Genomic DNA, 15,246 nt, shown 5'->3' on the forward strand with positions numbered 1-15,246 from the left:
TGTGTACCCCCTATAAAGAAGCTTGTCACTCCGAGGACAAATAAAACTCAGCGGTAAAACCAACTTCTTGTTGATTAGAGTTAATAAAACTTGTTTCAATTGTTCTATTTGCACTGCTTCTTTTTCACTGCTATTAATCGTGGCGGCTTTCTAGTAGAAATCTTCATGGTAAGCCATTTAATCCATGTTCTTTGTTTGGTTGGGATATAAGCACCAATGAATTTTCCATTTATTCCTAATAAGATGTAAGCGAATTGTTTGCTAACGCTTATTCATTGTTGTTTAATTGATGCTTAAGTTTAGTTTCAACCTACCATTTATAATCCTTCTAATTTGGATTTCCTTTTATGAGCTTCCCATTTATTTTTTATTCAAAGTATGGTGTAGGGAAATCCTCTTATACAATATTTATTAAATCTAAGTTTAATTTTTATAGATTTCTAAAATCACGAACTGACAAGGACTCGATTGCCTGCAGCATAAATTTTTGAATCTAAATTCATCATGCCTTAAACCTCTCTTCTAGAATGCATCTTTCGATCCAAATAATACTAGTACCGTTTTTAAGATAATCTTTATATCATATAGGAAGGAACGTTCTCGGATATATTGAAGATCCAACTTCACCATTTCCTCGAATCCAACACTATTTCTCCCACTAACCTGCCAGAGTCCTGTACAACCTGGTGTGACTAATAAACGTTGCTTGTCATACTCCGAATAAACAGCAACTTCTCTAGGAAGTGGCGGCCGTGGACCAACCAAACTCATATCCCCTTTTAAAACATTAAATAGTTGGGGCAATTCATCAATACTCGTCTTCCTAATAAATTTACCGATTTTTGTAATCCTTGGGTCATCTTTCATCTTAAACATGGCACCAGATACTTCATTATGCTTTAACAGTTCTTGTAACTTTTCCTCGGCATTGGATATCATCGAACGGAATTTATACATTCTAAACTCTTTTCCGTTCAGTCCAACTCTTTTCTGTGAAAATAGAATGGCTCCCTTTGGATCCTCCAGTTTAATTAGAATCGCAATAATAATAAAAAGAAAACCTAAAAGAATAATTCCCAATGAAGAACCAATAATATCAATTAATCTTTTTGTTAATACATATGTTTTTCCGTTATTAACAAGTAATTCCTGGTTTTCTAAATAAGATACTTCTTGATTTGCCAGATTCGACAACCGCGACCCCTTCCTTCTCTCTATAACATTACTTTTTCTTTATCTAATGAAGAAACTAGATTTTTTAGGTAATCTAGCATATCGTCATGGAGGTCATCATGCTGCAAAGCAAATTCAATCGTTGTCTTCACAAAACCGAATTTTTCACCGACGTCATATCGCTTGCCCTCAAAGTCATACGCAAATACTCGCTGGATTTCATTTAAGCGTTGAATAGCATCTGTTAATTGAATCTCGCCGCCTGCCCCTTTTTCCTGACGGTCAAGGAACATAAAGATCTCCGGGGTAAGTATATATCGGCCCATGATAGCTAAATTTGAAGGTGCTGTACCTAGTTTTGGTTTTTCAACAAAGTTGTTAACCTGATAACGTCTACCATTCTGAGTAGAAGGATCAATAATTCCATAACGGTTTGTTTCATTTTCAGCTACTTGCTGAACTCCAATTACTGAAGAGAAAGTCTCCTCATATTGATTAATTAGCTGTTTTAGACAAGGAGTTTCACTTTGAACAATGTCATCTCCTAAAAGGACTGCAAAAGGTTCATTACCGATAAAGTTTCTTGCTGACCAGACCGCATGTCCAAGGCCCTTCGGCTCTTTTTGGCGAATGTAATGGATATCCGCAAGATTGGTCGCATACTGAACTCTTTCCAAGATTTCATACTTTTCTTTCTCTATTAAGTTTTGTTCCAATTCCACGGCATTATCGAAATGGTCTTCAATCGCTCGTTTCCCTTTACCGGTTACAATGATAATATCTTCAATCCCGGATGCCACAGCCTCTTCCACTATGTACTGGATTGTCGGCTTATCAACGATGGGAAGCATTTCTTTTGGCATCGCCTTTGTTGCAGGTAAAAATCTCGTCCCCAGCCCTGCAGCTGGAATAATGGCTTTTCTTACTCTTTTCACTATTAATTCCCCCACTAATTCATTTGTTTATCTACTGAACTCTTTCCTTTGCTAAAGCAAAGAGGCAAAAAAATAAATATCTAATGGAATTGCAAGTGCTTTCACACTTATTCTTTCATTAGATATCTATTGTTTTATTAATAATCGGGCATCTAACCCGGCCTCACATCATGCTCCTGACGACAGGCGTCTAAGGTCCCCCGGGGGAACCCACAGCACAATCGAGTGCCCCCATTGATATCGGACAGGAGGCATCGCCGATCAGGCAGTGTAGCCTGATAAAGGTGTAAGTTGAAAGTCTGTTAACACTTATCGGCTTAGTCGGTTAAAAGATGTTAAAAAACCGCTTCTTTTTAATTCGTTCAGGCACTTCTTTATAAACATGACTTCCTTCAATGACAAGTTCAGCATTCTCTTGGAATAAATACACCAAGTCAGTCCCGTACTTTGCTTGAACCATGTCGAATGCCTCTCTCATTTTAAACGTACGATTGCTCGTATTATGAGCATCCGAAGCAATGAAATGAGTAAGGTTTGCATCGATTAATTGCAAAGAAAAGTTCTTGATCTTCTTCCCAAAATCACCACAGATACTAGAAGCTGTAACCTGTGTTAGTGCTCCTTTTTTCACAAGCTGATAAAGAATTTCAGGACGTTCAATAATTGCCTGATTACGTTCTGGATGAACAATCACCGGAATAAGTCCTTTTGTCTGCAAATCATAAAACAACTTCTCCGTGTATCTCGGGACATGACCAGACGAAAACTCTACCAATACATATTGTGTGTTATCTATTGGCAGAATTTCACCTATTTCATAGCCTTCCACCATTTCCCCATAGATCCGGGTTTCTTGCCCTGGAAGTACATTCAAATCTATCTTTTCTTCTAGTAAAGCCTTATTTAATTCTCTAACTCTATCAATAATGGTTTGTTTTGGGTTTTCGTAACGATTGTTCAAATGATGCGGTGTGGCAACAATCGTGTGAATTCCTTGTTCAACAGCCTTCTTGGCCATGTTGACACTTTCCGACAAATTCCTTGCCCCATCATCTACGCCCGGTAATATATGACTATGCAAATCAATCATTGGTCACACACTCTTTCCAATAAATTGTTATTTTCTACCGACATTTTTCATAGTAACATAGATTCGAGGCGGAATTTGTCGAAATTTGTTACTTAGAACCATAATAATAGTAGTAGTCACCGTTCTGTACTTCTTTATGATTCAAGACGACACCTAGTAATTTACTTTGGGCATGTTCTAGTAATTCCTTACCTTTTTTCGCTTGGTCGATCTCTGTTTTCTCACTATAGACCACCATAATTGATCCATCTACCTGATTCGCAAGGATTTGCGGATCAGCTACCGCTAACAATGGCGGGGTATCAAAGATAATATATTCAAACTGAGACTTTGCGTCTTCAATAAATAGTTCCATTGATTTCGAGCTTAATAGTTCAGCTGGATTCGGTGGAATCGGGCCGCTCGTTAAGATGAATAAGTCCTTTTCCTGTGTTTCAAGAACGGTTTTTTCCAGTTCTCTTTGCTTGGTTAATACAGTCGTAAAACCAAATAAGTTATTCATTCCAAATGTATGGTGCACGGTTGGTTTTCGTAAGTCCGCATCAACTAATAAAACCCTTTTACCCAATTGAGCAAACGTTACAGCAAGGTTCGCCGCTGTCGTCGACTTCCCTTCCGCAGGTCCGGAAGAAGTAACCATGATCGCTTTTAATTCTTCATCTACAGAAGAGTATTGGATATTTGTTCGAATCGTCCGGTATTGCTCAGAAATTGGGGATTTTGGATCGAGAGCTGTGACCAGCTTACGGCTTGCGTCTTTACTGTTCAATTTCTTCTTTTTAAGCGCCAATGTTTCCACCTCTTCCTTTAGAACTTTTCGCTGCACGGCGTGCCGCTGCCTCATCCATCTTTTGGTCATCAATGGTAGCAATGACACCTAGAATCGGAAGACCTAAGATCTTATCTACATCTTGTTCGTTTTTAATCGTGTTATTAAAGTACTCTAGTAAGAACGCAAGGCCGACACCCGCCATTAAACCAACAACAAGTGCGATTGCTACGTTTAATAATGGTCTTGGTTTAATTGGTGATGGATTTTCTCCGATGTCTGCTTTTGCGAGAATGCTCACATTATCGACACTCATGATATCTTTAATTTCTCTTTTAAAAACTTCAGCCGTTTTATTGGCAATTTGTGCAGCTACGGTCGCATCAGAGTCCTGTACAGACAAGTTTACTACTTGGGAATCCTTTTCACTTCCAACGGTAATCTTCGCTTTTAATTGCGAAGCCGTCATGTCTAAATCAAGTTCTTTGGTAACGATATCTAAGATGGCTGGGCTTGTGATGATGACGTTATAGGTATTAATTAATTGAAGGTTTGTTTGTACTTCATTCGATTGGTATAAGGATTGTTCATTTTTCTTTTGGTTCACAAGAATTTGTGTAGAAGCCTGGTAAATCGGGGTTAAGAAATAATAACTAACCACTCCACTAATGATGGCAGCAATTACAGTTATCGACACGATTAACACTAATCGTTTTTTCAATGTCTCGAGCAACTCTTTTAAACTAATAGTCTCTTCCATTTCGTCCTCCTAAATAATTGTTACAAAACATTTTCTATTATATCATATTTATTACAAAAAATTGGCGAATATATCAATATTTTGTCAGTTATTTTGTTTTTATGTCTAATGAACGATTACCTATACTATTAAACACCCTTTTTACAAAAAATTGAAGAGGAAATAGATAATTGGTAGGAATTACAACACAAATAAGTAAATATCTACTATTTATCAATTTAGAGCCGATCTGCGTTTGATTCAGTTGGCCAACCGTTCCTATCTCCCAGAACCATCGAGTGTCCTTTTTTGGAAAAGTACCCTAAAGTGCTATCGTACCTAATCCATTTCCTTTACAATCCCCTTGAAAAACCACACACAAAACCCGCGCGAGATCATAAAGGTGAGAAACAGCGTAATCCACGTCCAAAACCATGTCCAATGTTGATACTCTAGTAAGTCTGTATATTTTTCAATCAGAACCTCAGGTATGGTCAAGGCCGTGCAATAGGCACCATAATAAAAGAACTTCAAGGCCTTTCTGATGGAATGTGTGTAAAACACATTAAAGATGGCAGCAACCGCTGGGTAGGCAAGGAACTCATAGGTAAAGCTCGCACGGTTGGCCTTTGCAAATATCCTGACGGGATACGTTAGCAGACCATATTCCACCACGATTAGTCCAAACATCCAGGTGACCGCCTGCATAAATACAAAGGCGGTTACGGCCAGGCGGAGTTTCTGTTTCGGAATCAGAAAGAGCAGACCACTGGAAAGCAGCCACACACCAAGTAAAATCCACCATTCCAGTTTCATTCCACTGCCTCCTGTTCCATTCGAAAATGCTTCTTATTTTTAAAAAGCCATTGATACACTAAATTCGTGACCGCAAAGATACAAAAGAAATCCATCCAGGTCAAATACCAGGCATAGTGAACGTATTCAATCAGATTTGTATACTTCACTAGGATGAAATCATAAAGCGTGATGATCGAAATCCAAATGGACAAATAGATGAGCCGAATCCGGAGAGAATGTTTGGGCTCATAAGCAAGATAAAACCCACATAGGAGCGGGTAGAAGAAGTACTCCGTCGTGATTAGCAGGTCTGTCGCTTTCGGAAACTCACGAACCGGAAAGGCAATCAGATTGAATTCGACATGGACCAGTGAATTGAGCCACAGCAGCGACTGACAGATCAGGGCGGTCACTGCCACTTTTCTGTACCGCTTTTTTGGCGTAAAGAAAATATACGTAAAGATCCCAATGACCCACATAAGAATTATTACCGCGTAATCGACTGACATTCCCTATGACCTCTCTTATCGTAGTTGCTGCAAGTTTGATTTTTCCCTTATTTAATCGAAATGTGAAAGTAACGAAGGAGAAATACAATGATAACAATTGAGATACCATATGTAAGAAACGGTCGAGAATAGTGAAGACGAATCATCGAGTACATCACGGTATAAAAGAACGGCTCCATCCAATAGCGGTAGCCATTTTGCAGAATAATCCGGTTCATTTTATGAAATAGATATTCGACCATAAGCGATCCGACGACCCAGAAAAGAATATAGCGTACTTGCTTTCCTATTTCTCTTTTAAATGGGTAATGGCTTAAAAACAACAAGGTAATCGCCGGGAGATTGATAAAGGTGTAAATTAAATCAACCATTGTATGTGAGTCCGGGATTAGATCCGGGTGGTGGACCCAGAGCATATGATCCCTGCACAATACATTGTAAAGGAGGTTGCATATGCTCACATAATAAATGGTGGTCATGTATTTCTGCCAATGTCTCCAATCGCCCTTCCAAAGGGCCATACTAATTAGGACAACCGCTAATAGTGCGTGCATAGCTCCCCTCCCATCCAATCGACGAATTTAGGTTATATTTTCCCCATCGTCGTGAAAAATGATTCCAGCTGTGTGAAAGGAATACGTTATACGGACTAGTGAGGGAAATTTGCGGATGAAAACGATACCATGACAATTATAATAGAAGAAACTCGGTTATTTTGTTATAAAAATAATTCGTGTATACAAATTCCCCTTACCGGAATGATAAAGACAATATGCTATATTTTAGTCGGTTATTTTGACGATAAATGACACTTTATATAGTGGTGAAGAGATATGAGGAAACCGTTTCGATTAAGTATAAAACTTCTTTTTTTAAGCTTACTGGCGTTTGCGATGATCGGTACCATCGCCGCCAGTGTGATTTCAAGTGTGATTGTCAGTAAAAACAACTTAGAGGAAAATTATTTAATAGAAAATCAATATTACGCTCAAAAATTGGCGACTACCACAGATCATCTTTTTACCAATATGCTTCAAATCCTAACGACGGAGTCCCATGGAAAAGAATATGTAACGGCAGATTCTGAAGCCATCTACCATGAGATCAAGCGGATATTGGATTCGACCACCTTTTTTAATTCGACAATCTTTGTGAATTCTACCGGACTGATCATGGCCTCCGCACCCGATCGGTCATTAGAGGGGCAAAGATTGAAGAGCGTTGGCTCAAAGGAAGCGTTGAAACAGAAGGCACCGTTTATCTCGAAGCCTTATGTGGGTGTGTCGGGGAATTTAATTTTGCTTATCTCTGCACCTGTCTTTGATGAGCATGGGTCGTATAAGGGCTTTCTGTCTGGAACCATCCATTTACAAAAGGAAAACAGCCTGAAAAGAGTTCTCGGTCAGCATCCGAAACACGAAAATGATTCCTATGTCTATGTCGTTGATTCGGAAGGGAATATCATTTATCACCCCGATCAGGATCGAATTAATGATAACGTGAAAGAAAACAAAGTGGTGCAGCAAGTGCTGGAGGGGAAAAACGGCAGTCAAGAGGTGACGAATACACAAGGCATTTCCATGCTAGCGGGCTACGCTTCCTCTACATCGGCGAGTAAATGGGGCATTATCTCCCAAACTCCTAAAACAGCCGTTATCGAACCCACGATTCAAATGGCCAAACAAGTAGGTATCAATGCTGTTCCCATTTTCATTTTAGTATTTGCCCTATCCCTGTTCATTTTGAATAAAATTGTTAATCCGATCCGAAATTTAGCGGTCTACGCAAAAGAAATGACAAGCAATCCGTCCACCCCTCCCCCTCGTATTCCGAATTGGTATTTTGAGTTAAAGGAGTTAAAACGGGCACTTTTGGTAGCTGTTGATTTTTACCAGAAGAAACTTACTTCTGCGGAGAGTGAATCGAATCTAGATCCACTGACGGGTTTTTATAATCGGCGCTCGTTAGAAAAAAGGGTCAGTGAGTTAGACATGTACTCGATTATTTTGTTTGATGTTGACTATTTTAAAACGGTGAATGACCAAAACGGGCATCAAATGGGGGATGAGGTGTTAATCTACCTTTCCGAATTAGTGAAGAAAGCGACTAGGGAAAGTGATTGGTGTTTCCGTTTAGGAGGAGATGAATTTTTAATCGTTCTTCCCGAAACGGATCCATCGGTCGCTCAAACCATTGCCGAACGAATCAGAAGAACGGCGGAGGATGCCAGTAGTCCGATTGGAACACCACTGACCGTGTCGATCGGAATTGGCCATTTCCCCACGACCGCCCAGCAGTTCTCCAAATTGGTTAAGATCACTGATGAAGCGTTATATCGTGCGAAACAACTGGGGAGAAATCGAGCTGTAATGGCCCAGCGTCAGGATTGAGGTAAGATGGCGAGCGAGTATTGGGTTTGGGGCGGGGAAGCCGGGGAAGTCAACAGACCCATATGAAAAATAAGCGGAAAATTTCCGTCTAAATTGGGAAATACCTATATTTCCTTAAGAATAAGGGAAGTTTTTCCGGCTATTTGATTCAAATCGTTGGATTTTGCCTTATTTTAGAGCAGTTAAGCGGAATTTCTCCGCTTATATCAGCTTTTTGAGCATCCTCATTCAACAATAACCGGAAATTCTCCGCCTATTAATTTCAACTTTATTTACTGAACAGAAAGTAAAGTCATTTGTTGACCCCGTTTCCCTTCAAGGGTTAGGGATACTTTTTGCCCCAAATGGCCTGCTAATTCCTTTATCAACTTACCTGATGCTTTGGCCGTATATGTGGTTCCATTGTCCGTACTAAAACGAAAGGTTCCATTCGTGTCTATGGCCTGAAGTTGAGCTAGTACTGTTAATTGATTCGTAGTGGCAGGGATGTTAATTTTTTGCCCAATTTTCAACTTGGCTGGGTCTACAGTTGGATTGAGTGCTTGAATGGAAGCGACTGAGATATTCAAGGCTTTACTGATTTTTACAAACGTATCACCGGGCTTGATCACATACGTCACTGAACTTGGAGTGGCTGTGGCTGGTTTGTTCATAGTTAAGTAGGTTTCACTAACATATGCTGTCTTGCCGTTGAATTCAATCAGAGCCCACCCTTTACTAGACGATCTCACCGACACTCGATCGTTTACCTTTAGCATCCCTATGACCGTACCACTCGTCGAGGCAGCGTCTCTCACTTTTAATGTTGTCGCATTGACATACATGGTTTTGGCTTGCGTAACAGCTGGCTTCGTTGTTTCCCCTGGTATGGTGAGATACGCAGCACTTACATAACAAACTCTTCCTTTGATCAGAATGCCTGCCCAACCGTTTTCGACGAATGAAACCTTGACCACTTCCCCTTTTTTATAGGTTCCGATGATACCGCTTTTTATCGAAGGTTGGGAGCGAACATTTAGGGTTGTTGCATTCACTGTTCGATTATGTACTTTTGGTAATAGAATCTTTTTCCCGTTAATGGATTTCAGCCCATTGGCTTCTAAAATTTCTTGCGGGGTTACTCCATGTGCAGCCGCAATCGCTTCAATTTTTTCCCCACTTTTTACCTGATAGGTATATTCCCCTATAAATGCCGCATTGGCAGTGCTGGCAATAAAGCTAAGGACAATGGTAAAAATCCCGGTCACGACGAGATTTTTTACAGGACTTTTTTGAATCATTTGGTTCACCTGTGACACATATGTATTCCAATTGTCACGAATATCTTTTAGGATTCCTTTGATGTCTAATACATTGCGAATATCAAAATAATTGACTCGTTGCTCATATTCGCGTTTTTCCATCCTCGAAGTGAACTCTGGTGTACTTTTTGTCTGCTTGCTTTTTCCATGAGTCTCTTTTCGATTCATAGCTAATTCACCATTCACAAATAATTGGTTCGTCATCTTCACTATTTTCTCCTATTCCCTCTATCGATGTTTTAATGGGATGATCTTGTCTAGCACTGAATGTGGCCTATGACATTATACCCCCATCTGTAAGATTCGACACTATCCTACATTTTCTGTCCATAATTTAGCGATACATGAAAATTTTGGACTATTTTTTAAAAAAGCGATAGGAAATATCGATTATATTTTTAATTCCGACTTGACCGATTGGAATAATAGAATTATAGTATTGTTATTATATAAATAATAATATTTTTAGGGGGATTATCGTGGATACATTTTTAATTATCATTAATATTGCCGTTTTCCTACTGCTTGTTCTTGGATTGTTCGCAATGCAGAAAAAGCATGTGTCTTTTTCTAAACGTGTCTTTACTGCACTGGGTTTAGGGATTGTTTTTGGATTTATCATTCATTTGATTTATGGGACAACGTCCGACGTTACAGTAAAATCTATTGATTGGTTTGCGATCGTTGGAACCGGGTATGTAAAACTATTGCAAATGGTTGTCATGCCGCTTGTGTTTATCTCAATTGTTGGAGCGTTTACGAAATTAAAGTTGACTAAAAACATCGGGAAAATTAGTTTTCTTGTGATTGCTATTCTTCTTGGAACGACCGCTATTTCAGCAGCGATCGGAATTGGGTCAGCGCTAGGATTTGGCCTGGATGGAATTCAATTAAATCAAGGGGATGCCGAAGCCGCTCGAAATGCTGAATTGGAACAAAAAGTGGTTGGCGTTCAAGATATGACGATTCCACAGCAAATCATCGAGTTGCTTCCAAGTAATCCATTTGCGGATTTAACGGGTGCTCGTCCAACTTCTACGATCGCCGTTGTTATTTTTGCCGCGATTGTGGGGATGGCTTACCTTGGAGTAAAGAGAAAGGATCCGGAACATGGAGAATTTTTTGCTAAAATAATTGATACGTTTTACGCGATTATCATGCGTGTCGTCACCCTGATTCTTCGCCTTACTCCATATGGGGTCCTTGCGTTAATTACAAAAGTAATGGCAATGAGTGATTATGCAGCGATTGCAAAATTAGGGAAGTTTGTGATTGCATCTTATGTGGCGTTAATTGCGATGTTTATCGTGCATTTACTGCTCCTTTCTCTTGCTAAATTAAGTCCTGTAAACTACGTGCAAAAAGCATTGCCTGCACTAACGTTTGCCTTTACATCACGTACAAGTGCGGGAACATTACCTTTAAATATCAAAACACAAACAAAGGACTTTGGTGTATCGGAAGGGATTGCAAACTTTGCCGCATCGTTCGGACTTTCCATCGGTCAAAACGGATGTGCTGGTATTTACCCAGCAATGCTAGCCGTGATGGTTGCGCCTTCTGCAGGCATCAATCCGTTCAGCCCATCGTTTATTATTACGCTTATTCTAGTAGTCGCAATTAGTTCATTTGGGGTTGCAGGTGTTGGCGGCGGCGCTACATTTGCCGCATTGATCGTTTTATCCGTATTAAACCTGCCAATCGCCATTGTCGGACTATTAATCTCTGTTGAACCATTAATTGATATGGGCCGTACCGCCTTGAATGTCAGCGGAAGCATGACCGCCGGCGTGTTAACTGGCAAGATCACCGGTGAATTAGAGAATGAAGTCTACCAACAGCCTCGAGCAATTGAAGCTTAATAGAATTCGCTCATTGGATCGATAGATTCGCTCATTGGATTGATAGATTCGCTCATTGAATGCGAAGATTCGCCCATTGAATTGATAGATTCGCTCATTGAGTGCAATAATTCGCTCATTAAGAAGACTGGATAGCCTTAACAGGGCTATCCTTTTTTTGTTTAGTGGGTACGATGTCCGCCCCCGTGGTTTTTTGGACAGTAATTTTTAGCGGGAGGTTATACTAAACTATTAATTTCCATGGATTCGCAACGAAATAGTGCAGTTTTCACAAATAAGCTCTCTCTTTTTACGAATATGAGGGCTAAAAGCGGATAAATTTAACCACCTAGGAATTCTATTAGCGAATAATTGAAGTTTATCAGCGATTATTACCATTTTATCAGCGAATTCTCAGATTCTATCAGCGAATCACTCATCCTACGATAAATAGTAAACGATGGGGACTCTCCTTTATATAATTTCTAAGTTTATTCTCGCTTAGACTAGGAATAATGGTAAGGAGGGTTTTAAGGAGGCTAAGCTTATAAAGTGACGTTCTTAAATGATTATTTCTGGACACCTTTTATGGTGTTTTCTTTAGGATTTTTATTGGTGAAATTTGCTGGAAAGAGGTCAGTTGCGCAAATGACGGCCTTCGATCTGATGTTTATACAGATCATGGGAACTGCTATAACTGAGCCAATTGTTTCAAAAAACAACTGGTCCGCTGCTTGGTATTCTTTTTCAATTGCACTTTTATATATCATTTTATCGAGACTGGCTTTAGTCAATAAGTTGAAGTATTGGATTTCCCATAGCCCTACCGTTTTGATTCGCAAGGGGGATATTGACGAACATGGGTTAGCAAGAGTTCGATTAACAGTGGATGAGCTTCAGGGTATTCTCCGGACAAAGGGATATACAGATATACTAGATGTGGAGATAGCGGTGATGGAGGAGTCTGGACAGGTAAGTATCATCCCAAAGTCGGATAAAAGACCCTTACAGCCCAGCGACCTAAATATTCAACCCAGCCCTACTTTTATATCGATTCCCTTAATTATGGACGGGGATATCATCCAGCATAACTTAAAGTTTGTGCATAAAAGCCTAGATTGGCTGTATTCTCAAATGATGATCCATCAACTTGGGAAAGAAGATCTACATAAAATCACTTTAGCTACCTATAATCAAAAAGGTGACGTTGAGTTTGATATTAAAAAGGAACATGATAAGAGTATTAATACATATAAGCCAGGGAATGAGAACTAAGAAGCGGTTAGGGAATCAGGTTGAGCTCGCGGGCTGGGTAAATAGACGGAGAAATTCCGCTTATTTTGTAATTTTGATTAAAAAAGGCATAAATAGACGGAGAAATTCCGCCTATTTACTCGAAAAGTTCTAAATTAGGGGATTTTCCTTTGCATAACCGGAAAATCTCCGCTTATTCCCCCCTGAAACAAGCTCCATTTTGCATGTAGCCGGAAATTTTCCGCTTATTTTCCTTTTGCTGGCTACTCGATTAAAGACAAGGCATCTTATTTAAAAGAGAGTGAGGTTTTCGTAGTCCTAATAAAGAAACTCGCCAATTTATTTCAATGGCGAGTTTAATCTTTTTATATACCCATACGACTGGGCGGAACCCTATTGCATGCTATATTTGACCTTATATTGTCCGTCCTCAAGTATGGGAACAATTACATAGAGCTAATTAAATCTGCTATTAAAATATAGCGCTGCGGTGCGTTTCCAATGTATGAAAATGGATAACAGGTCGTAACCGTCAAAGTAGCTCTCGGTTTCGGGACAATCACAGTCCGATCGTCGGCATCAACAATTCGTGTTCTTCTTACTTTATAGGTAAACTTGCCCGCAGATGTCCTTACAATGAGTAAATCACCTTTTCCGATTTTCCCCAGTTGTCTAAACACCGTATCCCTGTGTCCTGAAAGAACGGAATTATCCTTTTCACCAGGCAGCACGCTACCTGCAAAATGGCCGACTCCTTTTTCCAGTTCATCTTCATTTGCCCCATGAAAAATCGGCAAGGTCTTAGAAAGCTTCGGGATGTCCAAGTCTCCAATCCGATCCCCTATGTTGTAACGGATGGAATAAAGAGGCTTCGAACCAACTTTTTCTTGTACTACTTTGGGTGCCATTTTTTCCTTTTTATGTTGGAATTGACCCTCATTTGTTTGTTGAAAAAAGGGCTTGATGTTTGATAACACTATCCCTAATCCTACAAGGACTAGGAAGATGCTCATCCACTTTCGAGCCGTGATTTTCCTTTTCATTAGGCTTGCTCTTTCCTCTGACGGTAAAAAGCGGCACCTACTAGAACCAATAATGAACCAAACAGGACCCACTCGATATAATGGCCGGCTGTATTCGGAAGTTTACCACCTTTAATCGTTCGTGGCTGCTTTTCCTTTGTGCTTTTTACAGCCGTTTCGATTTTTTTCACATCTTTTACCGTTTCATCTATTAATTCCGAATTAAGCATGTCTGCAGGAAATAACACATCCGCAAGAAACTTACCCTCTTTATTATAAAGCTCAATTAACAAGCCATAACCTTGAGCATCTTCCATTTGAACAAGCTCATTCATGGTAACGGGTTTCTTTTTACTGTCCTTTACTAGATAAAACTTCGGCTTTAATTCAACGATGTTAAAGATTTCGTCTACAATGCTGGCCAACTCGGCGGCCTGTTCATTTGTCAGCTCGCTAGCCGTTTCTAACTCAATAAATGGTTCAAGACGTTTCTGAAATGATTCCATTTTTTCTTGAACCGCCGCTTCATCTAGTTTGAGGCTTTCAAAATGGGCCATCAATGCCATGATTTCTGTTTCTGTAATGCCTATTTCAGAAACAATATCCTCTATTCCATTTCCGCCGCCCAAATACAAAGCTACAGCCATATCCAGATCTTCAATCGTTTCATAATCGTCCAGTGAATCATCATTCTTTTTCAATAAATCCTTCAATTCCTGAAGGGTCAGATCATAATCTTCAAGCAGTTCATTGAGGTTTTCATCAGTAATCGGGGTGCCGATGTCTTCTGTATAATAATAAATAGTTTCCTCAAGGGCATTCATATATCGAAAGACATCCTTAATCGTTTCACCTTTTTCCATTTCCCCATTTTCAATTAGGAAAGCAACAAGGTCTGCTTCATTTTGAAACTCGTAATCTTTTATAAATTTTTGTAGATTTTCTTCAGTAATTGGCTCACCTAGTGTTTCTTTTAATTCATCAATCGTAGAAAAATCTTTCAAACTCAAATCATAGAAATATTCCAGATAGGAATCTAACTCTTCTTCTGTCCAATTATTTTCAGTTAGAAATGCATATAGCTGGTCTGGTGCGACCGCATTACCAACAGCTGGAAAACAACCAAACAGAAGGACGACTGCCAATAAAATCCTTTGAAATTTCTTCACTTTTTTATTTCCCCCTATATTTTTTAGAAAAAAAGTGTTCCAACTTTGTATTTTAGAGGAAAGATGAGGGGAAAAATAGTGTTTTTTTGATGAAATATAGGGAATTAAAGTAGAAGATTGTAAAAGAGGTTTCCTCACTTTCTGAATCTATTATGTTTTTTTGTTTAGTTCTGTAAAGTTTTGTTGATATTTATCCATATATGGAGAGTTTTGGGGGTTAAATACGCCCCATTTGACTGTTTTTATCAAAAATTAT

At 39.4% G+C, this 15,246-nt stretch carries 14 protein-coding genes; 3 read left to right on the forward strand and 11 right to left on the reverse strand.

Annotated features, from left to right (window positions below; all coding sequences use genetic code 11):
- Nucleotides 1–522: 522 nt before the first annotated feature.
- The 8 genes from AC4QJR_RS26560 to AC4QJR_RS26595 form a co-directional block, all read right to left on the reverse strand.
- Nucleotides 523–1,185, reverse strand: coding sequence for a sugar transferase (locus AC4QJR_RS26560; RefSeq protein WP_496526754.1), 663 nt, complete (start codon nt 1,183–1,185; stop codon nt 523–525).
- Between the two features lie 29 nt (nt 1,186–1,214).
- Nucleotides 1,215–2,108, reverse strand: coding sequence for a UTP--glucose-1-phosphate uridylyltransferase GalU (galU, locus tag AC4QJR_RS26565; RefSeq protein WP_496524770.1), 894 nt, complete (start codon nt 2,106–2,108; stop codon nt 1,215–1,217).
- A gap of 325 nt (nt 2,109–2,433) precedes the next feature.
- Nucleotides 2,434–3,198: a tyrosine-protein phosphatase gene (locus tag AC4QJR_RS26570; RefSeq protein ID WP_496524771.1), complete on the reverse strand. Its 765-nt coding sequence runs from the start codon at nt 3,196–3,198 to the stop codon at nt 2,434–2,436.
- 88 nt (nt 3,199–3,286) lie between these two features.
- Nucleotides 3,287–3,988: a CpsD/CapB family tyrosine-protein kinase gene (locus AC4QJR_RS26575; protein ID WP_496524772.1), complete on the reverse strand. Its 702-nt coding sequence runs from the start codon at nt 3,986–3,988 to the stop codon at nt 3,287–3,289.
- The gene (locus AC4QJR_RS26580; protein ID WP_496524773.1) at nt 3,978–4,727 is read right to left on the reverse strand and encodes a YveK family protein; all 750 of its coding nucleotides are present in this window, start codon (nt 4,725–4,727) and stop codon (nt 3,978–3,980) included. The genes AC4QJR_RS26575 and AC4QJR_RS26580 overlap by 11 nt, the downstream gene beginning before the upstream one ends.
- 318 nt (nt 4,728–5,045) lie before the next feature.
- Nucleotides 5,046–5,522 carry a CBO0543 family protein gene (locus AC4QJR_RS26585; protein ID WP_496524774.1) on the reverse strand — a complete coding sequence of 159 codons (477 nt, stop codon included), beginning with the start codon at nt 5,520–5,522 and terminating at the stop codon, nt 5,046–5,048.
- A complete protein-coding gene (locus tag AC4QJR_RS26590) occupies nt 5,519–6,013 on the reverse strand; it encodes a CBO0543 family protein (RefSeq protein WP_496524775.1) in 495 nt (164 codons plus the stop codon). The genes AC4QJR_RS26585 and AC4QJR_RS26590 overlap by 4 nt, the downstream gene beginning before the upstream one ends.
- 47 nt (nt 6,014–6,060) lie before the next feature.
- The gene (locus AC4QJR_RS26595; RefSeq protein ID WP_496524776.1) at nt 6,061–6,567 is read right to left on the reverse strand and encodes a CBO0543 family protein; all 507 of its coding nucleotides are present in this window, start codon (nt 6,565–6,567) and stop codon (nt 6,061–6,063) included.
- A 279-nt stretch (nt 6,568–6,846) separates the two neighbouring features.
- Here AC4QJR_RS26595 and AC4QJR_RS26600 point away from each other — a divergent pair, with 279 nt between their 5' ends.
- Nucleotides 6,847–8,403 (forward strand): sensor domain-containing diguanylate cyclase, encoded by a 1,557-nt coding sequence (locus AC4QJR_RS26600; protein WP_496524777.1) that lies wholly within the window; start codon nt 6,847–6,849, stop codon nt 8,401–8,403.
- Nucleotides 8,404–8,675: 272 nt separating this feature from the next.
- On the opposite strand, the gene AC4QJR_RS26605 is transcribed toward AC4QJR_RS26600, so the two are convergent.
- On the reverse strand, nt 8,676–9,908 hold the full coding sequence (locus AC4QJR_RS26605) for an SH3 domain-containing protein (RefSeq protein WP_496524778.1): 1,233 nt from the start codon (nt 9,906–9,908) through the stop codon (nt 8,676–8,678).
- 275 nt (nt 9,909–10,183) lie between these two features.
- Here AC4QJR_RS26605 and AC4QJR_RS26610 point away from each other — a divergent pair, with 275 nt between their 5' ends.
- Nucleotides 10,184–11,566 (forward strand): L-cystine transporter, encoded by a 1,383-nt coding sequence (locus AC4QJR_RS26610; protein ID WP_098571442.1) that lies wholly within the window; start codon nt 10,184–10,186, stop codon nt 11,564–11,566.
- Nucleotides 11,567–12,097: 531 nt separating this feature from the next.
- Entirely contained in the window at nt 12,098–12,820 is a 723-nt protein-coding gene (locus AC4QJR_RS26615) for a DUF421 domain-containing protein (protein ID WP_496524779.1), read from the forward strand.
- A 425-nt stretch (nt 12,821–13,245) separates the two neighbouring features.
- Here the strand turns inward: AC4QJR_RS26615 and srtD are convergent, their stop codons facing one another.
- Complete coding sequence (srtD, locus tag AC4QJR_RS26620) at nt 13,246–13,842, reverse strand: class D sortase, LPxTATN-specific (RefSeq protein ID WP_496524780.1); 597 nt, start codon at nt 13,840–13,842, stop codon at nt 13,246–13,248.
- A complete protein-coding gene (locus AC4QJR_RS26625) occupies nt 13,842–14,990 on the reverse strand; it encodes a processed acidic surface protein (RefSeq protein WP_496524781.1) in 1,149 nt (382 codons plus the stop codon). Before AC4QJR_RS26625 ends, srtD begins: the two co-directional genes overlap by 1 nt.
- Nucleotides 14,991–15,246: the final 256 nt, after the last annotated feature.

It is taken from the genome of Neobacillus sp. BP17 (genome assembly GCF_059579525.1).